General features: G+C 62.7%; 23 protein-coding genes and 1 pseudogene. 14 read left to right on the top strand and 10 right to left on the bottom strand.

What is annotated here, in order from left to right:
- The first annotated feature begins 113 nt into the window (after positions 1 to 113).
- Positions 114 to 854 (top strand): DUF427 domain-containing protein, encoded by a 741-nt coding sequence (locus tag ACGFK1_RS09650; protein ID WP_393428454.1) that lies wholly within the window; start codon positions 114 to 116, stop codon positions 852 to 854.
- Here ACGFK1_RS09650 and ACGFK1_RS09645 read toward each other — a convergent pair.
- The 5 genes from ACGFK1_RS09645 to ACGFK1_RS09625 form a co-directional block, all read right to left on the bottom strand.
- A complete protein-coding gene (locus tag ACGFK1_RS09645; protein ID WP_393428453.1) occupies positions 851 to 1,834 on the bottom strand; it encodes an esterase family protein in 984 nt (327 codons plus the stop codon). The genes ACGFK1_RS09650 and ACGFK1_RS09645 overlap by 4 nt on opposite strands.
- 135 nt (positions 1,835 to 1,969) lie before the next feature.
- On the bottom strand, positions 1,970 to 2,248 hold the full coding sequence (locus tag ACGFK1_RS09640) for a hypothetical protein (protein ID WP_393428038.1): 279 nt from the start codon (positions 2,246 to 2,248) through the stop codon (positions 1,970 to 1,972).
- A 54-nt stretch (positions 2,249 to 2,302) separates the two neighbouring features.
- Positions 2,303 to 3,031, bottom strand: a complete 729-nt coding sequence (locus tag ACGFK1_RS09635) for a flavodoxin family protein (protein ID WP_393428037.1) — start codon at positions 3,029 to 3,031, stop codon at positions 2,303 to 2,305.
- 104 nt (positions 3,032 to 3,135) lie between these two features.
- Complete coding sequence (locus ACGFK1_RS09630) at positions 3,136 to 3,420, bottom strand: hypothetical protein (protein WP_393428036.1); 285 nt, start codon at positions 3,418 to 3,420, stop codon at positions 3,136 to 3,138.
- 45 nt (positions 3,421 to 3,465) lie between these two features.
- Positions 3,466 to 5,094: a DUF4185 domain-containing protein gene (locus ACGFK1_RS09625; protein ID WP_393428035.1), complete on the bottom strand. Its 1,629-nt coding sequence runs from the start codon at positions 5,092 to 5,094 to the stop codon at positions 3,466 to 3,468.
- On the opposite strand from ACGFK1_RS09625, the gene ACGFK1_RS09620 reads away from it, so the two are divergent.
- From ACGFK1_RS09620 to ACGFK1_RS09610, 3 genes are all read left to right on the top strand, one after another.
- On the top strand, positions 5,054 to 5,476 hold the full coding sequence (locus ACGFK1_RS09620) for a hypothetical protein (RefSeq protein ID WP_393428034.1): 423 nt from the start codon (positions 5,054 to 5,056) through the stop codon (positions 5,474 to 5,476). The genes ACGFK1_RS09625 and ACGFK1_RS09620 overlap by 41 nt on opposite strands.
- 303 nt (positions 5,477 to 5,779) lie before the next feature.
- Positions 5,780 to 6,118: a hypothetical protein gene (locus ACGFK1_RS09615; protein WP_393428033.1), complete on the top strand. Its 339-nt coding sequence runs from the start codon at positions 5,780 to 5,782 to the stop codon at positions 6,116 to 6,118.
- Between the two features lie 123 nt (positions 6,119 to 6,241).
- A complete protein-coding gene (locus tag ACGFK1_RS09610) occupies positions 6,242 to 6,763 on the top strand; it encodes an HPP family protein (protein ID WP_393428032.1) in 522 nt (173 codons plus the stop codon).
- A 1-nt stretch (position 6,764) separates the two neighbouring features.
- On the opposite strand, the gene ACGFK1_RS09605 is transcribed toward ACGFK1_RS09610, so the two are convergent.
- Positions 6,765 to 7,655, bottom strand: coding sequence for an N-acetylmuramoyl-L-alanine amidase (locus ACGFK1_RS09605; protein ID WP_393428031.1), 891 nt, complete (start codon positions 7,653 to 7,655; stop codon positions 6,765 to 6,767).
- Positions 7,656 to 8,019: 364 nt separating this feature from the next.
- On the opposite strand from ACGFK1_RS09605, the gene ACGFK1_RS09600 reads away from it, so the two are divergent.
- From ACGFK1_RS09600 to ACGFK1_RS09585, 4 genes are all read left to right on the top strand, one after another.
- Positions 8,020 to 9,396, top strand: a complete 1,377-nt coding sequence (locus ACGFK1_RS09600) for an alpha/beta hydrolase-fold protein (RefSeq protein ID WP_393428030.1) — start codon at positions 8,020 to 8,022, stop codon at positions 9,394 to 9,396.
- Positions 9,397 to 9,470: 74 nt separating this feature from the next.
- Positions 9,471 to 10,127 carry a hypothetical protein gene (locus ACGFK1_RS09595; protein ID WP_393428029.1) on the top strand — a complete coding sequence of 219 codons (657 nt, stop codon included), beginning with the start codon at positions 9,471 to 9,473 and terminating at the stop codon, positions 10,125 to 10,127.
- Between the two features lie 128 nt (positions 10,128 to 10,255).
- A complete protein-coding gene (locus ACGFK1_RS09590; RefSeq protein WP_393428028.1) occupies positions 10,256 to 11,350 on the top strand; it encodes an LLM class flavin-dependent oxidoreductase in 1,095 nt (364 codons plus the stop codon).
- Positions 11,347 to 11,991, top strand: coding sequence for an FMN reductase (locus ACGFK1_RS09585; RefSeq protein WP_393428027.1), 645 nt, complete (start codon positions 11,347 to 11,349; stop codon positions 11,989 to 11,991). The genes ACGFK1_RS09590 and ACGFK1_RS09585 overlap by 4 nt, the downstream gene beginning before the upstream one ends.
- A 61-nt stretch (positions 11,992 to 12,052) precedes the next feature.
- Here ACGFK1_RS09585 and ACGFK1_RS09580 read toward each other — a convergent pair.
- Together ACGFK1_RS09580 and ACGFK1_RS09575 are read right to left on the bottom strand one after the other, a co-directional pair.
- Positions 12,053 to 12,387: pseudogene (locus ACGFK1_RS09580) on the bottom strand (LLM class flavin-dependent oxidoreductase); the annotation flags it as partial.
- 58 nt (positions 12,388 to 12,445) lie between these two features.
- A complete protein-coding gene (locus tag ACGFK1_RS09575; protein WP_393428452.1) occupies positions 12,446 to 13,465 on the bottom strand; it encodes a class I SAM-dependent methyltransferase in 1,020 nt (339 codons plus the stop codon).
- A 1,130-nt stretch (positions 13,466 to 14,595) separates the two neighbouring features.
- Between ACGFK1_RS09575 and ACGFK1_RS09570 the strand changes: the two genes are divergently transcribed.
- The 3 genes from ACGFK1_RS09570 (at position 14,596) to ACGFK1_RS09560 (ending at position 17,875) form a co-directional block, all read left to right on the top strand.
- The gene (locus tag ACGFK1_RS09570; RefSeq protein WP_393428026.1) at positions 14,596 to 16,095 is read left to right on the top strand and encodes a dihydrolipoyl dehydrogenase family protein; all 1,500 of its coding nucleotides are present in this window, start codon (positions 14,596 to 14,598) and stop codon (positions 16,093 to 16,095) included.
- 29 nt (positions 16,096 to 16,124) lie between these two features.
- Positions 16,125 to 16,661 (top strand): carboxymuconolactone decarboxylase family protein, encoded by a 537-nt coding sequence (locus ACGFK1_RS09565; RefSeq protein WP_393428025.1) that lies wholly within the window; start codon positions 16,125 to 16,127, stop codon positions 16,659 to 16,661.
- A 395-nt stretch (positions 16,662 to 17,056) separates the two neighbouring features.
- A complete protein-coding gene (locus ACGFK1_RS09560) occupies positions 17,057 to 17,875 on the top strand; it encodes an isocitrate lyase/phosphoenolpyruvate mutase family protein (RefSeq protein WP_393428024.1) in 819 nt (272 codons plus the stop codon).
- Between the two features lie 132 nt (positions 17,876 to 18,007).
- Here the strand turns inward: ACGFK1_RS09560 and ACGFK1_RS09555 are convergent, their stop codons facing one another.
- Positions 18,008 to 18,619 (bottom strand): peptide deformylase, encoded by a 612-nt coding sequence (locus ACGFK1_RS09555; protein WP_393428023.1) that lies wholly within the window; start codon positions 18,617 to 18,619, stop codon positions 18,008 to 18,010.
- A 370-nt stretch (positions 18,620 to 18,989) separates the two neighbouring features.
- Here ACGFK1_RS09555 and ACGFK1_RS09550 point away from each other — a divergent pair, with 370 nt between their 5' ends.
- Both ACGFK1_RS09550 and ACGFK1_RS09545 read left to right on the top strand, forming a co-directional pair.
- On the top strand, positions 18,990 to 19,643 hold the full coding sequence (locus ACGFK1_RS09550) for a nitroreductase family protein (protein WP_393428022.1): 654 nt from the start codon (positions 18,990 to 18,992) through the stop codon (positions 19,641 to 19,643).
- 61 nt (positions 19,644 to 19,704) lie between these two features.
- The gene (locus tag ACGFK1_RS09545; RefSeq protein WP_393428021.1) at positions 19,705 to 20,109 is read left to right on the top strand and encodes an MmcQ/YjbR family DNA-binding protein; all 405 of its coding nucleotides are present in this window, start codon (positions 19,705 to 19,707) and stop codon (positions 20,107 to 20,109) included.
- A 222-nt stretch (positions 20,110 to 20,331) separates the two neighbouring features.
- Here the strand turns inward: ACGFK1_RS09545 and ACGFK1_RS09540 are convergent, their stop codons facing one another.
- Positions 20,332 to 20,841, bottom strand: a complete 510-nt coding sequence (locus tag ACGFK1_RS09540) for a cupin domain-containing protein (protein ID WP_393428020.1) — start codon at positions 20,839 to 20,841, stop codon at positions 20,332 to 20,334.
- A gap of 997 nt (positions 20,842 to 21,838) precedes the next feature.
- On the opposite strand from ACGFK1_RS09540, the gene ACGFK1_RS09535 reads away from it, so the two are divergent.
- On the top strand, positions 21,839 to 23,104 hold the full coding sequence (locus ACGFK1_RS09535; RefSeq protein WP_393428019.1) for an amidohydrolase: 1,266 nt from the start codon (positions 21,839 to 21,841) through the stop codon (positions 23,102 to 23,104).

Raw genomic sequence — 23,104 nt, 5'->3', positions numbered from 1 at the left:
ATTTGAGAACTCACTGCGAATGGTCGCGTCTCCTAAGCGAGTTCTTCTCGCCAACCCGCCATGATGGAGGTGTGAGCACCACATCTCAGCAGCCTGCCAACGACTATCCGCAGATGGCCGCGGCCCGTGGGCGCATCGAACCCGCACCGCGTCGGGTCCGCGGCTTCCTGAACGACAAGCTGGTCTTCGACACCACGGCGGCCCGATACGTGTGGGAACTGCCTTACTACCCGCAGTACTACATCCCGCTTGCCGACCTCCGTGCCGAATTCCTGCGCGACGAAAATCATCCGCAGAGGGTGCAACTCGGCCCTTCTCGCACCTTCTCGTTGATCGACGACGACCAGACATACGAATCGGCCGCGCGGGTGTTCGACGAAGGTGACGGGCCGGTCGCGGGACTGGTGCGTTTTGAATGGGCTCGGCTGGCCTGGTTCGAGGAAGACGAGCCGATCTGGGGTCATCCCCGCAATCCGTACGTTCGGGTGGACGCGCTGCGGTCACACCGGCACGTCACCGTCGCAATGGACGGCGTGCTGCTCGCCGACACGCACAGTCCCGTCCTGCTGTTTGAAACTGGTCTGCCGACCAGGTTTTACATCGACCGAACCGACGTGGCATTCGAGCACCTCGAACCGTCGGACACCGAGACGCTCTGTCCGTACAAGGGCGTGACATCGGGCTACTGGTCGGTGCGGGTCGGAGGCGCCCTCCATCAAGACCTGGCCTGGACGTATCACTACCCGGTGCCCGCGGTCTCGCCCATCACGGGCATGATCGCCTTCTACAACGAAAAACTGGACTTCACCGTCGACGGTGTGCAACTCCCGCGTCCGCAGACGCACTTGGGTTAGCCCGGCGGCGCCGGTGGGGGTTGCTGACCGCCGATGATGCGCACCAGATCCGGCTTCATGGCCTGCAATTGGGATCCCCAGTAACCCCAGCTGTGAGTGCCGTCGGTGGGGAAATTGAACACCGCGTTGCGGCCCCCTGCCGCGACGTACTTCTGCTGGAACTCCTTGTTGGTCGACAACGTGATGTTCTCCAGGACCTGGGCACTGTATTGATTGCCGAAGTTTGCGCCGTCATCCAGTTCCGACGTGACGCCGTTGCCGCAATAGATCCACAAAGCGGTGTTGTTGGCCACCAGGGTGTTGATGTTGACCATCGGATCGTTGCGGCGCCAGGCAATGTCGGACGTCGGCCCCCACATGTTCGCGGCGCTGTAGCCGCCCGCATCCTTCATCGCAAACCCGATCAGCGTGGGCCACAATCCCATTGACGGGTTGAGGTAACCAGACAACGAGCCCGCGAAGATGAACTGCGCGGGATGCCAGATGGCCAGCGTCAACGCGGCGCTGCCCGACATCGAAAGCCCGACAACGGCATTGCCCGTGGGTGCCTGCGCCTTGTTCGCGGCGAGCCAGGCCGGCAACTCCTGGGTCAGGAACGTCTCCCATTTGTAGGTCACGGTGCCTGAGCTTCCGGTGGCCGGCTGGTACCAGTCGGAGTAGAAACTGGATTGTCCGCCGACAGGCATGATGACCGAGACGCCGGATTGATAGAACCACTCGAACGCCGCGGTGTTGATGTCCCAGCCATTGGCGTCGTCCTGGGCCCGAAGCCCGTCGAGCAGCAGCACGGAATGCGGCCCGCCGCCCTGGAATTGCACCTTGATGTTGCGGCCCATCGACGGTGAGGGCACTTCTAGATCCTCTACCGGCAATCCCTCGCGCGAATAAGCCGAGGCCGTAGGTGGGACAACTGCGATCGCGGCGAATGCCGGCAGCAGTGCCGCGAGGAGCACGCCGCAGATTCTGCCAAGCCGTAACATCACGTCGGCAAGCTAGCAGCGCAGGATCAGCACCGCGCCGCCGACGCGCGGCCGTTGATCGGCTTGTTATCAAACCTTGAGATCAGGCCCGCCTGAAGAATCTTCGCCGCCGATGCCGCGCACCGCTTGCCCCGATCATGCGCACCGTAGCTGGTTGACGTAGCCGCGCAACTGCGTCTTGTCGGTGCATGCGGTCAGGTCAGTGCCATCGAGCCAAAGCCGCAATCGGGCAATCATTTCGGGGGGCAGCCGACACGGCGAATGAACGGCGCCGCGCACCATGTCATCGATGGCAAGATCACACTCCCCCGCGCCCAGTTCGAGGGCAATGACCCGCCGGTCGCTCCACGCTAGATGCGGACAAGTCAACTCTGCTAACTCCGACGCCAGGGCAGACACATCGCTGTGGTTCACTGGCTCGACGCTAGCCGCGGATGCTGCGCGGTCCCTGAGTGATCGGTTTGGCGTTCACCGATATTCCGGGTTGACGAAGTCATAGCGGCACCCGGCGTCCCATTCCGATCGGATGTTGCCGTATGCGGGCACACCGCCAGCCGAGCGCAACATCCACGCCAGGTGCATCAGATTCCACGTCATGAACGTCGTGTTGCGGTTGGTGAAGTCGTTCTCAGGCCCGCCCGATCCCGGGTCGAGATAGGACGGGCCGGGACCCGCTTCGCCGATCCAGCCCGCGTCCGCCTGCGGCGGGATGGTGTAACCGATGTGCTGCAACGTATAGAGCACGTTCTGCGCGCAGTGCTTGACCCCGTCTTCGTTGCCTGTGATCAAACATCCGCCGACGCGACCGTAATAGACGTACTGCCCGGCGTCGTTGACCAAATGAGATCCGGCGTACAGCCGCTCGTGGACCTTCTTCATCACCGAGCTGTTGTCGCCCAACCAGATCGGGCCTGCCAGCACGAGAATGTCGGAAGACAACACCTTCTCGAAGATTGTCGGCCAGGCGTCGGTATCCCAGCCGTGCTCGCGCATGTCGGGCCAGACGCCCGTGGCGATGTCGTGGTCGATCGCGCGCACAACCTCGACAGCCACCCCATGCTTCGCCATGATACGGGCGCTGACATCGATCAGTCCCTGCGTGTTACTCGGCTCGGGTGACCGCTTGAGTGTGCAGTTGATGAACAACGCGCGCAGGCCGGCGAAGTCGGTCGGCTCGCCTGGCTGGGTAACGGCCATCGCGGGTTTCCTCCTGGCTCCCAACGGGGACGTGATGTGCATACCGCGGTTTCAGCGTTGCACCGATCTGCCCGACAGCCCGTGCTTTCGGGCTCACGTCGACACTAAATGCCGTACGTCGGTAGCGTGAATCCATCGCTGAGTTGACGCGACAGTATGCGCTCACCGATATAGGGGATTGCCAGAAGCTTGGTCGCGTGGTTTCGCACCCACAGTCCGGGCGCCGTTGTCGGGGCGAACGCCGCAGCGGCCGCGTCACCGATGGTCGCGATGCGACCTCGAAACCACCTCGGCATCACAATCTGGCTGACTTCGTCGAAGTAGACGTCCTCGGCCAAGTCCAGCCGTTGCAGGATTGATTCACATTCCCCACCTGCGTTGGCGAACACGCTACGCAGGGCAACGCAGGGGCGGGTCGTAAGCGGTAGCGCCGACTACACCTTGGTCAGATCCGTGCGCATCAGCCTCACCTCGTAGTCACCCCAGGTCGACAGGTTCCAGTACAGGTACTGGGCCTCTGACTGAGGCAGATTAGTGGTGCCGGACCACGGATGGATCATCGGAGCGTACAAGCCAGGCATCTTCGTCGACGTCACCAGTGTTTTCGGCGCCGACCAAGTCCCTTGCGGCGTAGTCGATGTGCGCATCACGACGTTGTTGTTCTTGTCGGCGTACACCATGACGTACTTCTGCAGGTACGGGTTGTACTGCACCGACATCTCGCCGGCACTGGGATACGTGGTCGACTTGAAGAAACCGAAGAAGCTGGTGGTCGTCCCCGGCAAGACCGGCTTCGCAGCCGACGGCTTGTTCGCCACCCATGAGGACCCGTTCCAGTACTGGTACTTCGTTTGATCCATCACTTGGTACTGGTTGACCCGCGACACGTACACGGTGCCATTGCGACCGGACGGCGTGCCGTACATGTACACCCAGCCCTCTGCGGCTTCCTGCGACCCCTCCGGCGGTTTGACGAACGCGTTCTGCTGGAAGTTCTGATTACCCGAGACGTATGGCACCGTCGAGCGGCCGGACGCGGCGGTCCGGATCGACGACGTCGGCACCAGTTCGGATCGCCAATTCTGCCCGTTGTCATCGGAATACGCGATGCCCGAGTAATTCGTCGTCCAGCTTCCCGGCGTATCCCACGACCTGACGGACATGAAGCTGATGTACTGCCTGGTTGCGCCGTTGGCGCCGGCGCCGGGAACCGAGATGGCCGCGGTGGGGATGATCGTGACTTCCGGGCCGATGGCATACGGCGGATGGCCGATGATCTCTCGCGAGAAGTTGGGATCCGACATCGGTGAACCGCTGTACATGCCTGGGTCATGCTGAATGCCGTCGGGAATGTACATCCCGTTGGCCAGATTCGTGTCCGTGCTACGGAACATGGTGTTCATCCGCCAGATTCCGGAGCGCACGGGGAAGCTGTTGCTGAACGTGTCACCGAACGCCATCAACACCTGGTGTTCGTTGACGGCGGTCGTCGGATCGTCTTTGATCCCGTTGTCCCACATGATGCCGAGGTCAGTGCCGCCGATGCCGAACCGCCTCTGCGTGTCATTGAGGTTTCCAGCACCGGTCACGTACTCGATGAATTGTGTGTTGCCGCTTACCCATACAGGTGTGCGCGTAGTCCCTGGGTCCGTCGTCGTCACCACCGCGGTCGGCACCAACGCCAATGCGGCCACCGGTGTTCCGGTCGTTGTCGTCCCGGTGGCCGCGACGTCGAATGTCTGCTCGGTTTCCCGGCGCACCCCCAACGCCAGCAGCGCCAGCCCCAGTGGTGACCAACTCGGGCTGCCTGGCGCGTTGGCCGCCAGCGAGCCCAGACCGACCGCCGACAACAGCCGAGACACGATGCCCGACAGCGTTCGCTGCACCGTCGACGGCTGCGGCGCGATTGCCCGGACAGTCTCGGTCTTCTGGATCGCGACGACCGCGACTTCCTGCGGCTGCGTTGGCTCAACCGCGAGCATGACGCGTTGCGCGGCGGGCGGGTTGTCGGCGGTGGTGCGCGTGACAGCGGCGGGCGCGTCGGCGGCCGACGTGGTCGTCACCTCATTCACCGACGAAATCTTCGACAGTCCGGCAGCCGGCTTCTTCACGACGCGCGTTTCGGCGCTCTTGGGCTTCGTCGACTTACGCGCCGGTGCGGCATCGTCGTGGGACTTCGCTTCCGGTTCGTCGGCCTCGGTTTCGGGCTCGGCGGTCGGCGTCACCTCGGTGTCGGCGTTGGGTTCAGCGTCGGCGGTGCTCTTGGTGTCGGCGGTGCTCTCGTTCTCACCACGTGGTTCTGCGGGGTCGGTTTTAATGGTTGATGTCGGCTTCGTTGTCGACTTCTTGGCAGGCGCGGACGCGCCAGCACCCGCGTCAGCGGACGCCGAGGTGTCTGACGGCGGCGAATCCGAGTCCGTCGGGCTTGCCGAAGCAACCCCTTGACCGGTAGCTATGGCTACGCCCACCCCTAGAGCGACAGCCAGGCCGCCGACGCGGCCTACATAAGCGGATGCACCCAATTTTCTCCCCTAAGCTTTTGATGCATCCCCGACCCGCGCAACACTCTTGCACGAATCAAGGACGAATGTACGAAAATCAACGAAAATTTACGGGCCGGATGTTTGCGAGGGTGTTATCCAGCAAATGGCCGTGACCGGCGTCGGCCGCCGCCAAGGAATTCTCAAGGGGCCGGTTTCACACTGGGCGGCATTGGGCCGCACCGGCGGCTAGCAAGGAGCCCGAAACGTGATCCAAACAGTTCTGTGCAGCTATCTGATCGGCTGGACCGCCACGTCGATCGGACTGACCCTCTTCGCGGGTAGTCAACGTTTCCGGGTGATCGCGGTGTTGGGCGCGGTGTGGCCGCTGCTGGCGTTAGGAGCGGCCCAGTTCGTGGCCATCGCGCTGGTCGCCGAAGCGGCGCGCATCCTCGAGGTGCGCCAGAAGTCCGTCGACGACGAGTTCGATGAGTTGCTGGCCGGGTGGGCTACCGCTGACGCAGTTCCCTCCGATCACAGGTTCGGCGCCGCGACAGGTGACGATAACGTGCATGAATCAACAGCGGGGCAGGTAACGGCAAATTGAACGCACGGCCCCTCGATATCCGTTGTCCCGCTTGATAACTAGCGTGAATCGCGGAAATGTTGCGAGGAGGTAAACGGGCAACCTAGCTTTCTCCGGGATGGCTTGACCATTCGGGAGGTTTCAGTGACGCAGGCCGAGGCGCCAGCCCCGACCAGTTCCCCCTGGTATGTGAGTTCAGCGCCGCCAAGGCAGAAACTCCTCGTCATCGCGGTCGAGACGATCATCAGTCTGGTGGCGCTCGGAATTGTCGCCGGTCTGACCGCGTTGACCCGCGAGCCGTGGCTCATTCCGCCCCTGGCCGCCAGCATGGCTTTGGTGATCGGCGGCGCGCATTTCCCGCTGTCACAGCCGCGCAATGTGATTGGCGGGCACATGGCGGCCGCGGTCGTCGGGGTCGTCGTCGGCATCATCGGCATCGACGCGTTGTGGGGTGGTGCGCTTGCGGGCGCGCTTGCCCTCGGTGTCATGAAGGTGATCCGGATGTCGCATTCGCCGGCCGCGGCGACGGCGATGATCGGGGTCGCGCCCGCAATACCGCGGTGGGAATTCGTGCTCCTGATCGGCACTGCCGCAACCATTCTGGTCGCCGTCGGCGTGGTGGGCAACAAGATCAACCGGGCGAAGTACCCGCATTACTGGTGGTGAGTCAGCCCGTTTCGGCGTCGGCCAGCAGCAGCGCCTGGGCCGGTGGCACCCATCTCAACCTGAGGGCAGCCGCCGTGAGGGGGCCGACGATGCCGTCGACTTTCAAGCCGCCGGTGCGCCGCTGAAACTCCTTGACCGCCGCCTCAGTTTGCGGGCCATAGATTCCGTCCACGTCGAGTTGTCCGGCGTACTCCGGATAGCTTTCCTTGAGCTGGCGCTGCAACTCGGCGACTTGCGGCCCTTCGGAGCCCCGAAACAGCAGGACGTGGGCGTACTCGCCGACCGGCACCGGGGGTCTTGGCGTGGGCGCAGGGTCGGCAACGGTGCCGATCCGGGCTTGCACGTCGCTGCGCAGGATGTCCATGTCGATGGCGCCGGGATCCCATTTGCCTTGTGAGCGACCGGCGTACTCCTTGTGGCCGATCGTTCGGCTGGAGTTCTGCGCCAAGCGGCAATTGATCGCTGCGCAGCAGCTAACCAACGCGTCGTACTGCGCGTCGGGCCAATTCGTCCGGTGTGGTGCGGTGGGACTGGTGCCGCTGTTGGCGCATTCGATGCCGATCATGTGCCAGTTGGCCATGTTTGTCGGCAGCCACGGATACATCCCGACACCGGCATGCCATGCGACACCGACCGCGACGACCGTCACTGTACCGTCACGGGCAATGTGCAGTTGTGACAACGGCCCGGGCAGGTCTGGCCTGCCGTTGGCGATAGAGGCCGCAGTGGCGTTGTCCGATCCGGTGTGGTGCACCATCACGCCGCGAATGTCCTTGAAGTCGCCGTGCCCACGGTCGCGCCACCCGGGATACTCGACTAGCCTGACGTTCTCGGCGCGGAGCACGTCTGCAAGCCAGACCGGGTCGCCGGTCCACGGTCCTGTCTGAGCCACGACATTCCTCTCTTCGATCGCGGTGGCCTCATCGGCGAGCGTATCCGACGAACACCTCGCCTCGGGGGCGCTGACAAAACCGTTGTATCTCAAGCACTTCGAGACAACCACCGGCGTTCGCTGGCGTGGGTCAAGCAAACGCCAACAAGGCGAGAATTAGACCTGCAGCCACCTCTCATCTTGAAGATGACTGCGCAGAAGGAACATTGCGTGTGGTCGCTCTGTACGCGAGGGATCAGGATCGGGATTTGTCTTCGGTCGTGCGACGTCGCGCCCGGAATCGCTGACCGATTCCCATGGATGCGGATAGGATTTCGACTACGGGGACCCGGCATCCATACCGTGCGGCAGAGGGAGCCAAGAAATGGTCAGAACGCATACGGTCGTCGCGGGAGAAACGTTGTCGTCGTTGGCTTTGCGCTTCTATGGCGACGCGGAACTGTATCGGCTGATCGCCACCGCCAACGGGATCCCGAATCCCAACCTGATCAATGTCGGGCAACGATTGGTGATGCCCGACTTCACCAGGTACACGGTGGTCGCTGGGGACACGTTGTCGGCGTTGGCTTCGAGGTTCTACGGTGACGCCGAACTGGACTGGCTGATCGCGGGCGCGAGCGGAATCGCCGAGTCCGGCCCCGTCAGCGCCGGCCAACGGCTCATCATCCCGGACCTCACCAAGCACACCGTGGCTGCTGGCGACACCTTGGCAGCCTTGGCGATGCGCTACTACGGTGACACGGCGTTCTATCCGCCGATCGCGGCCGTCAACAGAATCACCGACCCCGCTGTCATCAACGTCGGGCAGAAGCTGATCATCTTCGTGGGGCGCAGCGACGGGTTCGGCCTGCGGATCGTGGACCGAAACGAGAACGATCCCAGGTTGTGGTACTACCGCTTCCAGACCGCAGCGATCGGCTGGAATCCCGGTGTCAACGTGCTGCTTCCGGATGACTACCGCACCAGCGGTCGCACCTATCCCGTCCTCTATATGTTTCACGGCGGCGCCGACGATTTCCGTCAGTTCGACTTCCTCGGCATTCGCGAGTGGACCGCCGGGAAGCCGATCATCGTGGTGATGCCCGACGGCGGGCACGCAGGGTGGTACTCCAACCCGGTCAGCTCATTCGTCGGCCCGCGGAACTGGGAGACGTTCCACATCGCTCAGCTGCTTCCGTGGATCGAGGCGAACTTCCGGACCTATGCCGAGTACGACGGCCGTGCGGTGGGCGGGTTCTCGATGGGCGGCTTCGGAGCGCTTAAGTATGCGGCCAAGTATTACGGCCACTTCGCTTCGGTCAGCGCGCACTCCGGCCCGGCCAGCCTGCGGCGTGACTTCGGCCTGGTGGTGCATTGGGCCAACATCACCTCGGCGGTCTTGGACCTGGCGGGTGGCACCGTCTACGGCGCCCCGCTGTGGGACCAGGCCAGGGTCAGTGCGGACAATCCCGTCGAGCGCATTGAAAGCTACCGCAACAAGCGGATATTTCTGGTCGCCGGCACCAGTCCTGACCCGCTCAACTGGTTCGACAGCGTGAACGAGACGCAGGTGCTGGCGGGCCAGCGGGAGTTCGGCGATCGGCTCAGAGCGGCAGGCATCCCGTATGAACCGCACGAGGTGCCCGGCGGCCACGTCTTCCGTCCCGAGATGTTCCGCCTTGATCTCGACGGGATCATCGCCCGGCTACGACCTGCGGCGGCGGGGGTGGCGCCAGGGCCACCTGCGGCGGTACAGCCCTGACCGAATTCGATTGAGCGGCCGGACATTCGACGGAACCGGTGAAGACCGTGGTGCCCGTGGGTTAGGTTCGCGGTGTGGAACCACCCCACACCTACCTGCAGGACGCATCCTCGCCGGTAGTGCACCATCAGGACTACCTCAACCGTCGCGATGACCACGCGCTGTGCGGGTTGGCGCTCGACAATCCGGCCCAGCTGGATCCGACGGACCAACCAGCTTCGGTGTGCGTTGACTGCGAGGCCAGGCTGGTCGAGTATCACCTCAGATGGTGGCGCGAGACTGCTGAGGCAGCCACGGCCGAACTCGACGAGCTGCGCATCAAATACCGCGAGCTGACCGACCCCGAACGGCAAGCGGGCGATGCGGGCGATCAGGTGCGCGCCAGCGGAGATCCCACCTACACACCGCTGACGCCGTTCCTCGAGCGGGCTCGCAAGGAATTCCTGGAGCTGTGCCGGCAGTTCGACGACGCCGTGCCCTATTGGCGCGTGAAGAACTGCATGGACGCGTTCAGCGACAAGCTGGACTCCGACGAGCGGGTTCTGCTCGCGCAGGAGATCGGAGCCGACGGCTCGTTGATTCGGTGGTGCACGACCCAGATCGAGAGTCTGGGCTGGCAGGTGACCAACAACCCGGTCAGCGGCGAGGCCGAGGACATGATGGACGCCTGGACGCACGAGCTGTACCACCCGCCGAAGAAGACCAAGTGGCGGCTGGGCCGGGCCCGCTAGTCATCAGCGCTCGTTCAGTCAACGACTCCCGCGCCCAATGAGCCAGGCGTAACGTCGTGCTGGCACCGCGGCCGCGTTGCCGTCGGATGCGTCGCATCGAAAATGGGCCCAGGGGCGTTTTGTCAGGCATGCAGTTCGGGATCTTCACGGTCGGAGACGTCACCGGCGACCCGACGACGGGTGACACGCCCACCGAAGCCGAGCGCATCAGGGCCACCGTCGAGATCGCGAAGAAGGCCGAAGAGGTGGGCCTCGACGTGTTCGCCACCGGTGAGCACCACAACCCGCCGTTCGTGCCGTCGTCGCCGACCACTCTGTTGGGCTACATCGCGGCGCAGACCGAGCGGATAATCCTTTCCACCTCGACCACATTGATCACCACGAACGATCCTGTGAAAATCGCCGAGGATTTCAGTGTGCTGCAGCATCTGTCCGGTGGCCGGGTGGACGTGATGCTTGGCCGCGGCAACACCGGGCCGGTCTACCCGTGGTTCGGTCAGGACATCCGTGCGGCGATCCCGTTGACCGTCGAGCATTACGGGCTGCTGCGGCGACTGTGGCGAGAGACGGTCGTCGATTGGAGCGGGGAGTACCGCACGTCGCTGCAAGGCTTCACGCTGGCACCGCGACCGCTCGACGGCGTCCCGCCGTTCGTCTGGCACGGTTCCATCCGAACACCCGAGGTGGCCGAATTGGCCGCGTTCTACGGCGATGGTTTTTTCGCCAACCACATCTTCTGGCCTCCGTTGCACACCAAACGGATGGTGCAGTTGTATCGGCAGCGGTTCGAGCACTATGGACATGGCACCGCCGATCAGGCGATCGTCGGTCTCGGCGGACAGGTCTTCATGCGGCCGAACAGTCAGGACGCCGTCGCCGAGTTCCGGCCCTATTTCGACAACGCACCGGTCTACGGGCATGGCCCGAGTCTGGAGGAGTTCACCGCGCAGACCCCGTTGACCGTCGGTTCGCCGCAGCAGGTGATCGACCGGACGCTCGGCTTCAGGGAATACGCCGGTGACTATCAGCGGCAGTTGTTCCTCATCGATCATGCCGGGCTGCCGTTGAAAGTGGTGTTGGAGCAACTCGATCTTCTCGGAGAACACGTAATTCCAGTGCTGCGCAAGGAATTTGCCGTCGGTCGACCGGACCATGTGCCCGACGCCCCTACCCATGCAGCGCTGGTGCAGGCGGCGGCCAGCGGCGAGGAAGTCCAGTCATGACGAAGTTGACGGTGATCAGCGGCGGGTTGCGTGAACCGTCGTCGACCAGGCTGCTGGCCGACCGAATCACCGCGGCAGTCACGGCAGCGTTGAGTGACCAGAACCTGGCCACCGATGCTTCCGTGATCGAGTTGCGCCCGCTCGCCCGGCCGATCATCGATGCAATGCTGACCGGATTCGCCTCTCCTGAACTGGAATCCGCCTTTGCGGCAATCGCTGACGCCGACGGGGTGATCGCGGTGAGCCCGGCTTTCAACGCCTCCTATAGCGGGCTGTTCAAGTCGTTCTTCGACGTGCTGCCAGAGGAAACGCTCTCGGACATGCCAGTGTTGATCGCAGCGACCGGCGGTACCGAGCGACATTCCCTGGTGCTGGAACATGCACTGCGGCCGATGTTTTCCTACCTGCATGCGGTCGTGTCGCCCACGGGTGTGTACGCCGCCACCGACGACTTCGGCGCTCAGCAAGGGTCGGCCGGGCTGTCCGAGCGGATCACCAAAGCCGCCCAGGACTTCGCCCGGCTGTTGCAGGCGTGTGGTCCGAGAGCTCGCCGAGACGTATTCGATGAAGGCGTGACCGACATGGAACGCCTGCTGGCGGGCTGGCAGCCGCGGAGCGCGGGCGAAAGTGTCGAGGACTGAAGGCTGGGTAGAGCCCAGGTTGACCAGGTTCGTGACGCTCCGCCCAGACCAAGGCGCTGCGGTCAACCCGTCCGCCGGACAGCAGCGCGGCAGTTCCAATGGCTTTGGCGGCCACATAAGGATTACGCATCGCGGCGATGTAGACGGTCGTCGCGAAGCGTAATCGCGGCGCCACCTGGGCCAATGCGCCGATCATCACCCACGGGTCGGGCCACTCCGTGAAAGGCTGCCATCGGCGGCAGCCGTCACCGGTGTATGGGTACCGCGAAGAAATTTGCTTTATGTTGACCACGTGATCGGCAATTGCCAAACCGTGAAAGCCGATCTCGTCGGCGGCGGCCTACCTTTAAAACGTCCCTGGAGACGGAGGAATACGGTACTTACGTAGTACTTCACACCGCCGACTCGCGCATCAGCTCACGCCTCGTCGTGTGTTGCGGTTGCGGTCCTCACTTCATTTGTGGGCTATGTAGTAGTTGTTGAAGGGGTCGGTGTCGACCTCTGCGATGTGGACATCGGTGAAGCCGGCATCTGCGAGCATGGAGGTGGCTAATTCGTGGCCCCACATTGTGCCTAGCCCGGCACCGCCGGCCGATAACGAAACTGTCATGCAGTGCATCGTCGATATGGTGTAGAGCCAGGTAGCCCATGGAAGCTGACGGTTCTGCGCCAAGTCCGACGACGCTTTGATATCGACCATCAGTAGGTCACCACCGGTCCGCAGCGCGCGGTAAATATTAGCCAGCACCTTGTCCGGGTGGACTTGGTCATGGATAGCATCGAACACCACAACGGCGTCGAACGCGTCGCCCTTAGGTATGGCCGCAAGATCCTGCGCAACGAACCGCGTATTGGATAGACCCAGTTCGGCAGCCTCTTTCCGGGCCGTCGACATAGCCTGCTCGGAGAAGTCGTATCCGGTGAATGTGCTCGCCGGGAAGGCCTGCGCCATCACATTGATGGCATGTCCGCTGCCGCAACCGAAATCGGCGACCTCGATGCCCGCCTGCAGTCGTTCTGTTAGCCCGTTGACCAACGGAAGAGTCGTGCCGATCAACGCAGCGTCGAAGACGGCACCGCTTTCCTCCGCTCGCAGCCCATGAAAGCGCGGAAATGCGCTGTACGGCAATCCGCCTCCGTCGCGGAAACAGTCAACAATGCGCTGCTCGACCTCGCCCAACAGCGCGACGTACTGGGCCATTTTGGCGACGTTGTCGGGTCCACCGGCGCGTGTCAACGCGGGAACGTGGTGGGCCGGCAAGTGATACGTGTGGCTGTTCGAGTCATAGTCGACGATCGACGCACACACCATGCCGCCCAGCCACTCTCGGACATAGCGCTCGTTCAGCCCTGCAGCCGCGGCGATTTCAGCACTAGTAGAGGGCGGAAGGCCGGCCATGCGGTCGAATAGACCCGTCTGGTGTCCGATGCTCAGTAGCAGGGCAACGGCCGCGTCGTTCACAACGCTGAGCATCCGGCTGCCGAACGCCTCGGCGTCAGCAATCTCGTAGTTGGATTGTTGTTCTATTGCAGTCACATTTTCCGACGTTACTCGGATCAACGCCGTCGATAACCCCGTGTGAGAAGGCACTCAATTCGCGCTGAGTGCAATACCTTTGAGGACTAAAACGTACGTATAGCCATCGGGTCAAGCGTTGCCGACAGAGATGTTGGCGGCAAATTGCATGGATGGGGCGGCCTACTTGACGGTGTGTAGATCGAGGGGCCGCGGAGTGGGTCATTGAGGGCGAGACCCGCCCCCAACCGCCCGATCGCGACTGTACCGTGCCGCGGACCTGAGGCGCGCACCCCTTCCAGTGCGGACTCGAGCGCTCGGTCAGGCAACCCCCGAATCAGATCTGGTAGATCGTCGGCTGCACTTGTCCTCCCCTGCGTCAGCGTTCTCCGACAGGGTGTACGTCGTCATCACCCGGCGAGCCAATTCACCCGGGTTCGCCGTGTAGTACCGAAGACATCAAAGGGGACCGTCAGTAGGGGGAGCCCACGCCCATAGGCCGTGATCCGGACGACAGATCAGGCGCCGTCCTCGTCTCCGCGGTCAAACTCTTCGCGCGCTACCGTGCAAAATATTAGCCATCAAGTGGGCTGCCACCGGCAACGACGACTCCCATGTTCCGCGTACCATCGATATTCCTCTTACGCACTAGGATTCGAGCAACCCGTGCTCGATTCACCGGGAGTCAATTCGAGGCGTTGGTCGGACGGCGGAAGACTTTCAGTGGACTATATAGTCCTCATAAGTTTAGACTGAGGATCCAGACGTCCCGATAACAACATCGTGAGGCGTTGATCATCAGGTGCAGGCGGCCACTCGATAGGTCCGCGGATGGACGTCAGGAGCATCACCATCGACCGCGATTACGACGACATGGCGCATGGGCACGATAGAGCCCAACGCATCTCTGGATTCTGACAGTGCGCAATGACGACCCTGACATTGTGGTCGATACGCCCCTGCGCTGGATCTCGCCTGAGACTCAATGTGTCGGCCGGCAGGGTTCGAGATGAGGCCGGTTCGTTGCAATCCGTCGAGTCGCAGGCAGACATCGCTGTTCGCAATGAACATCGGAAGCGAAGGTAGATATGACGGGTAAAGCATTCGACGTGGTCGTCCTGGGTGGCGGTGTCGGCGGTATAGCCGCCGTCCGAAGGCTTGCGTCGACCGGCCTCGAGGTAGCACTCGTCGAGGATCGTCTGATCGGAGGGGAGTGTCATTACTTCGGCTGCAATCCGAGCAAGACATTGCTTCGCCCGATCGAGGTGCTCAATCTCGCAAAGGCAGTTCCTGGTGTGCGCGAGGCTATTTCGGGTGCCAAACTCGACCTTGCGGCCATTTTTGCGAAGCGGGATGAGCTCATCGAGCATCTTTCGGACGACGACCGGACAGCGTCTCTGCGTCAAGCTGGGGTTGCGGTGTTTCATGGGTTCGGCCGGTTGAGCGGCGAACGAACGGTGCGTGTGGTGAATGCTGATGACACCGAAGCCGTCTTGACTGCACGCCACGCCGTCGTCGTGGCCACCGGCACTCGTCCTCACGTGCCGAAGATTCCCGGGTTGACGCAAGCGCGTCCTTGGACCAATCGGGACTTGACGACCATGACACGAGTGCCGCCTCGCGCCCTTGTGGTCGGTGGCGGACCTGTCAGCGTCGAGTTCGCGACCATACTGAGCGGTTTGGGCTCAGCCGTAGCACTTCTCGTCCGTGAGGACGCCCTGCTCCTTGGCTGCGAACCAGAAGTCGGCGAGGTCGTTGCGCAGTCACTTCGAAGTCGCGGTGTCGATGTTCACTTTCAGACGGAGTTGTCCTCAGTGGCGCGCCCTGTGGCGGACGGACCCGTCACCGCAACCTTCGCCGGCAGCAGCATCGAGGTAGACGAGATCGTTCTGGCCGCCGGACGGTGTGTCAACACCGACGACATCGGGCTAGAGCACGTTGGCCTGCCCAGCGGCAAGCCCATCGTCGTGAACAACCATCTCCAAGCAGTCGGCATCGACGGTGGCTGGCTTTACGCGTTGGGAGATACCACCGGGCGTGCTCGGCTGTCTCATATATCCACCTACCACGGCCTTGTTGTGGCCGACATCATCACCGCTCGGGTTGCGGGACGAGAACTGTCCGACAACGAGTTGATCGCCCGTGATGGCGGCAGTTTGGCGCAGGTTATTCACACCGAGCCTCAGGTGGTCAGGGTCGGCCTCACCGAAAGTCAGGCTCGGGATGAAGGATTCACGGTGCGCACGCGAACTGCCCACTACCCCGGCGCAGTGGCATTCCTCGCGCTGTACAGGGATGGCTTCCAGGGCTGGGCGAAGTTGGTCATTGACGCCGAGACCGACACATTGCTCGGAGCGACATTCGTCGGCCCGCAGTTCTCGGAACTGGCTCAAGCAGCCACCGTAGCGATCGTGGCGAAGGTTCCGGTCAGTCTCCTGCGCCATGCCGTCGCGCCACACCCAACGGTCAATCAGGTCTGGAATCCGCTACTCGCCGAGGAATCCGAACTTGCCGACATATTGCAGAAGGGCAGGAACGAAGGGCTCGCGAGCATGGAAGCGAATCGATTTATCCGTCAAGCCCTTTAGACGTCGATCCCCTACGACAGGAACCCGCAATGGCCTACTTCACCCCTATCGAGCCCGATACAGCGCACGGCGAAGCCGCCGACCTCTTGAACCAGGTAAGGAAGACGTTGGGCTCCATCCCGAACATGACGAAAGTGATGGCAAACAGCCCCACTCTACTCAAGAGTTATCTCGCGTTGTTCACCGCAGTCGCCAGCGGAACCATTCCAGCGGCCACCCGTGCGCGTCTGGCCATCGCCTCCGCTCAATTCAACGGATGTGAGTACTGCCTGTCGTCGCACACCTACATCGGCGCAACCATAAACAAGGTTGATGCGGCCGAACTGGCGAAGGCTCGCAGGTGCGAATCTGACGATCCACACGTGGCCGCTCTTCTGAAACTGTCGAACACCATCGCTGCCAACTTCGGCGACGTCGACGAAGCCGACATCAGCGCCGCCCGTCTGGCCGGCGTAACCGAGGAAGAGATCGGAGAACTCGTGGCCAACCTTGCGCTCAACACTCTGACCAATTACTTCAACATCATGGCTCGCGTCGACAACGAATGGCCGGTCGTCCCACTGTGACCCGTCGACCTGCTCCACAATCCCCACGAGGAGCGAGACCTCACGGTCGGCCCGTAGTGCGCTCTCATTACCGGTCCAGTGGGCCGCGACGCGGGTGCACCCGCACGAGCCGAGCCCATCGCAAAGACCGTCGGTCCCGCAGGAGTCACCCGGGTGAACAGGCGCCGAGGGTGATGACTATTCACCCTGTTCGCGAGAAGCTCTGGTGAAGAGCATGAACGACTTCCAGTCAGTCATGACCCGACGGCACAACAACCGCCCGACCGCCGAAGGCGGCGGCGACCGCTTCGGGGTCGAACGGTACCCCCGAATCGCCGGCGTACGTCATCCGCGTCTTTCGCACCGCCTAACCCACTGGACAGAACTTCGCGCATCGCTGAAAGGACAGCTCCGCCATGAATGACATAGCCGCCCGGGTACGCTACGAAGAGTTCTCCGAACTCCACCGTGGCCCTGCGACATTCATCATGCCCAACGCATGGGATGGGCCGTCGGCCCTGCTCTTCAAGGAAGCCGGATTCAAATCCATCGCCACCTCCTCCGCGGTTCTCGCCGCAACGCTTGGCCGCATCGACGGCATCCACGCCGTCAGCCGTGACGAGCATCTCGGTTACGCCGCCTTACTCACCTCCGTGAGTGGACTTCCGATCAACGGCGACTTCGAGGACGGCTACGGCGAGACGCCCGAAGATGTCCGGGCCACCGTCGAGGCAGCAATCGCCCACGGTCTGGCTGGCATCGGAGTCGAGGACACCACCGGCGACCCCACCAAGCCGATTCGTGAATTCGATGACGCGGTTCGCCGCATCGAGGCGGCCGCCGCAGCTGCGCGCGGACAGATCGTCTTGACCGGCCGTACGGACAACCTTGTGTGGGGCGTTTCCGACATCGACGACACCATCCGCCGCCTTACCGCATACGCAGAGGCAGGAGCTGACGTCCTCTACGCACCCAATCTGCCTGACCGCGCCTCGATTAGCGCAGTCATCAATGCTGTCGCCCCCAAGCCGGTCAACGTAGTCAGCCCTGGGGATGCCGCGACACTCGCGGAACTGCAGGCGATCGGTGTGCGTCGAATCAGCCTTGGCGTCGACCCTTATACGCACGCTCTCGGAGCTACACAAGAGGCGGCCGCCAGGCTTGTGCAGGGAGACCTCACGGCGCTCGCATCAAACCTGAACTTCGGCCACATCGTCGACCTGATCAATGGCTGACAAACGCTGCCGCTCGTCACGATGGACCGCTCGGTCGACTCCCGGACATGCGGTGGAGCGACCATGACGCCGGCACACAGCCTGATCCGGCCAACGCAACCGTCTTGGTGGCGACCGCCTCTGTTCAGAAATTTACTTTTGGATGTTGCCGCTATCAGCGAATGGGTGCGGATCGACACCAGGCGTCCAGGAAAGCCCAGGGACCCCCCAGCCATGTGCGGTAACAGCGTCGGAGGCGCGGACGGCGTAGGGAGGCACCAGGCGATCGATGTATAGCTCGCCGTCGAGGTGCCCGACTTCGTGTTGCAGCATTCGCGCGATCAGTCCAGTGCCCTCCACGGTGACAGGCCTGCCGTACGCATCCAGTCCGGTGACACGTGCCCAGTTCGCGCGGCCGATCGGAAATTTCTCCCCCGGCACTGATAGGCAGCCTTCCTCGTCGCTGTCCGGATCGGGTGGGCCCGCAGGCCAATCGGCAGTCTCTAAGACCGGGTTGACAACGCAACCCCGGATGCGTGTGGGTTCAGCACGCGCTCGTGCGCAGTCATAGACGAAGACGCGAAGGTCGGCTCCGATCTGGTTGGCCGACAGGCCGACTCCCTTCGATGCCGCGAGCGTGTCATACAGATCTTTGATGAGATGTGCGAGGTCGGGCGGTAACGACCCGTCGGCGCCGACCGAGACTAGACGGGTGCGGGTATGCAGAGTGGGATCTCCGACAATGCGGATCGGTATGACACCCATGAGGGGCGACGATACGCCATCGGTTGCGAATCATCTTGTGCACCTCGGCTATCGGCAACGGCGAGCCCGGGTTGCCATTTCGATCCGGACAGTTTCGCAGTCCTTGGCGACGAAGCCCAACAGGACACCAAGAACTGCGCCAACAAACGTATAGAAAGGACTTTTTAGTCCGCTAGATGATATCCTCGCTTCGCCGCCAGTGCGATGCCGCTCTGTTGCGTCGGTGATCACGCTCGCGCCCGTCGAGGAACAAAGGAGTGTCACAGATAGTAGGAATGACTGGCTTACACCCCGCTATCTCGCGGAGCCGACGGACTGACGATCGCCCGCCTATAACCCTTACCCGTTTTACGAAGAAAGTAGGAAGACCATGGACCTCGGACAGCTGATGGACAAGCACCTCACGCGGTACTTCGACCCGACGAAGACCATCCCGGAAGAGACTTTGCAGCAACTGTTGAATTTTCTGCGCTCGGCTCCGACGTCAGTCAACGTGCAGCCCAATCATTTCTACGTTCTCGCAACGCCCGAGGCCAAGGAGAAGCTCGCGAACAACTTGGGCGAACGCTTTAGCGACAACGGTGAGAAAGTCCAGAACGCGTCGCACGACATCATCGTTACTACGCGAACTGACCTACCCGACGAGCACATGGATGCGGTTTTTGCCAAAGAGCGGGCGGACGACCGTTTCGGCGACCCGGCGAAGCAGGAGCTGTGGGAGTTCATGACCCGTGACTTCCTCAACATCCGTTCCTCGGGCTTCAGGGATAAGGCTTTGGAGCACTGGATGGAGAAGCAGACCTACATGATTGTCGGCATGACGATGATGGCTGCCGCCGAACTCGGTGTCGCGGCGACACCTTTCGAAGGATTCAACCGGGCCAGCGTTGACGAGGCGTTCGGAATTGTCGGGACTGGTTACACGACAACGCTTCTTATGGGGCTAGGCTACCCGAATCAGGAGAAGGCCTATACGACCAAGATCTCGCGGCTCAGCCCCGACCGCCTGTTCACCGTCCTTTAGACCCCGGAGCCGCATCGGCACGGCGTCGTGAACCTCCGCAGCGACCACCAGGAGCATCACAATGGAACGTGACACGCGGCTGCAGGCGCGGTCGGCCACCCGCGCGGACGAGCTCCCAGGAGCGGAGCGGACTCATCAGCCCTCCGGCGGCTGGGACCTGTGGAAGGTCGGCGGCAAGGTGTTCATGTTGCACACCGCGATGCCCGGGGAACCGGTCGTCATCCTGAAGGCTGATCCGGCCGATGCGAAGTCGCTACGCGAAGCCCACGAGCAGATCACCGCGGGGTACCACATGAACAAGGAGCACTGGATCACGCTTCATCCCGGTGGCGGCATCGAACCTCGGCTTGTCGACGATCTGGTGACCGAGTCCTACCTGCTCGTCGTCGAAGGGCTTCCCAAGAAGAAGCGCCCAGTAGATCCCGACACATTCCGACACCCGCAGCCGCGCCAGCCGTCGTCGTGACCTTGTAACGCCCGCGGTCATTACCGGCCGCGGCGCAACGGTTGGCACCCCACCCGAAACGGCTGGCGCACAGCCGATTGAACGGAGGTGAACTGATCGCTGCGAAACCGGCCGATGGGGATCGAGTGTCGGAATCGGTATCGCGCCTGACAGGTCGCTTCTCGTAGCTTTAGCGACGGGTGGCGCGTTTTGTTGATTGAAGCGCGGGCGTACCCGCGTTCGTCACGGCGGGGTGAGGTTGTAGCGGGCGATGAGGTCGGGTAGCCACGGGGGCTCGCCGAACTGCAGTCCGTAGGTCTTGGCAAGTGTCGCGATTGCCTCGAAGGGTGGGGCACCCTCGACCGTGAGGTCAGTGAGGTCGCGGAAAAACTTTTCGAAGCCGGCTGGGCTGATCACCTCGATCATGCGGGCAGGAGTGGAGCCCGCGTTCCACATCGTGTGCAGTTCGCCCCGGGGCTTCGTGATGTAGCCGCCTGCGCCGAGCACGACCTCCCGGTCACCTGAGCGAAAACCGATTTCGCCTTCCGTGACGATCGAGTACTCATCTTCGCGGGTATGCAGGTGCGGTGGAGTGAGCGCACCCACAGGGAATGGGTGCTCCACGATAGCCAACGCGCCGCCGGTGTCCTCGCCCCACAGCTTGAATTCCACCCCGTGCGGGCCTATGTCGCCGGCCCTGCCTTCGCCAGGCCGAACAATGGTCAGCGGTGGAGGCGGTTCCACGTCATCCATGTGGTGACTCCTCTACAGCGTTCTTCACTCCCGAGTTGCATCGAGAGCTACGGGTTTGACTGCCGGCGCGTGACGCATGTGCGGTACGAAACGGCGGTGGCGCAACGGCATTGCTGGCCAGTGGGTGCCCAGCGGTGGGGATGTCAGCCGCAGCCCGCGCCGTAATTTCACAACATGTGTTGGGAGTCCGGGTTGGTCGGACGAGCGCGGTCGCGACGGCCGGGCACCATGACGGGGTAACTAACCGCACCGGTGCGATGGTAACACACAAGGACTAAATAGTCCTCTTGGTAAATCTGCTCTCTTCTCAAATGCGTTTGCGGACAATGGGAATTGTCCAATAGTCGGTTCAAACGAACCCGAAGCGTCGGGTGTTTCGACGTTCACATTCGATCGCGTTGAACACACGTCTGGCGCCCGGTCAGTGCGACGTTCCCGTTGTCGGGTATCTCGGCCGAGCGCTCAGCCGCCAGTCCTCTGCGACGACCGCTAAGCACACTGACAGTGGTTTCACAACACACAGGGAAGCCCCTAAGAGAGTCGCGTTTACGCGGGGACCGTGAGCCGCATGTCTCATTCCGACGACTCAGGTGTTGCCGACTTCTGTCGGCGAAGTGTGCTTGACCGTCGCCGCTTGTCCCAAGGTTTTCCAGACCGGACAGGTACCGGTTGACTTCAACCGGATGCATCGGGCTGCAGTGCGCGATGAACGCTGCCGGCAGTGGGGCCGTCCAGGCTGGGAGGCTGTCCATCTGCCACAGCGTCTGTATTGCGCTGCAGGACACCCGGCCCAGAGCAAATCTGCCAGCCTCGTCGGATCGTGCCGACCACGTCTCTTTCCTGGCAGCGTCCGATGACCGCACGACCAATCGCTTTCCATCACGCAGGACCGGGCACGGCGAGCCATCGGCTGCGTTTACCATCGGCAAATATGCGGGTATGCCGCACCAACATCGGTTGTGCCAGCGACTGACCTCATCTCGAGGTGGGAGGACATGTGAGCAAGGCTTCGACGCCAGCCGCCTCGGTCCTCGAGGGACTCGCTGGCATCCGATCGTGGCAAGAGAAGCTTTACCGCGACATCCACCAGCATCCAGAACTGTCTCATCAGGAGCATCGCACTTCGGGTCTAGTCGCGGACCGGTTGCGGGCGTCGGGTTGCGAAGTGCGCGAACGGATCGGCGGCACCGGTGTCATTGGCCTGTTGCGCAATGGCGAAGGACCGACGGTGCTGATGCGCGCCGATATGGACGCGCTGCCCGTTGAGGAAGCCACCGGTCTGCCGTATGCCAGCACCGTGCGCGCCACCGACGCCGCCGGTGATGAGGTGCCTGTGATGCACGCATGCGGCCACGACGTGCACGTCGCATGCCTGCTCGGCGCGGTCGCTCTACTCTCGGATGCAACCCGAGACTGGATCGGAACCGCGGTCGCGCTGTTTCAGCCCGCCGAGGAAGTCGGCGACGGCGCGCGCGGCATGGTCGATGACAGCCTGGCAGAAGTCCTCGGCCACGTCGATGTTGCCCTTGCTCAGCATGTGCTTCCGGCCCCGGCCGGCCACGTGGGCACCCATCGTGGCCCAGTGCTCTCAGCGGCCGACAGCATGCGGATCACGGTCTTCGGCCGCGGCGCCCATGGTTCGATGCCGCAGGCCGCCGTCGATCCCGTCGTGCTCGCGGCGATCATCGTGGTCCGGCTGCAAGCAGTCGTTTCGCGTGAAGTCGCGCCGACCGACACCGTCGTGCTGACGGTCGGAAGCATCCACGCCGGCACCAAGAGCAACGTGATCGGTGACCACGCGGTGCTCGAGCTGAATCTGCGCACCTATGACAACTCGGTACGCACCGCGGTACTAGCGGCGATCCGGCGCATCGTCATCGCCGAGTGTCAGGCGTCCAACTCCCCGAAGGAACCCGAATTTGAGCTCTACGACCGGTTCCCACTCACCGTTAACGACGATGAAGTCACCGACCGTGTCAGCGGCGCATTCGCCGATTACTTCGGTAAGCGCTTCGCCACGATGGCGGCCCAGTCGGCCAGTGAGGACTTCAGCGACATCCCCAATGCCCTTGGCGCGCCGTACACCTACTGGGGGATCGGCGGTGTCGAGGAGCAGCAATACCGCAGGGCTGCAGATGCCGGACGGGTAGCTCAGGACATCCCGGTCAACCACTCATCGACCTTCGCTCCGACCATTCAGCCCACCCTCGACACCGGCACCCAAGCACTCGTGGTCGCCGCGCTCGCCTGGCTCGCCACTTGA

This window comes from Mycobacterium sp. NPDC048908 (assembly GCF_043197955.1).
GTDB lineage: Bacteria > Actinomycetota > Actinomycetes > Mycobacteriales > Mycobacteriaceae > Mycobacterium.
The sequence above is the reverse complement of the archived record's forward strand: the minus strand, read 5'-3'. Positions and strand labels throughout refer to the sequence as shown.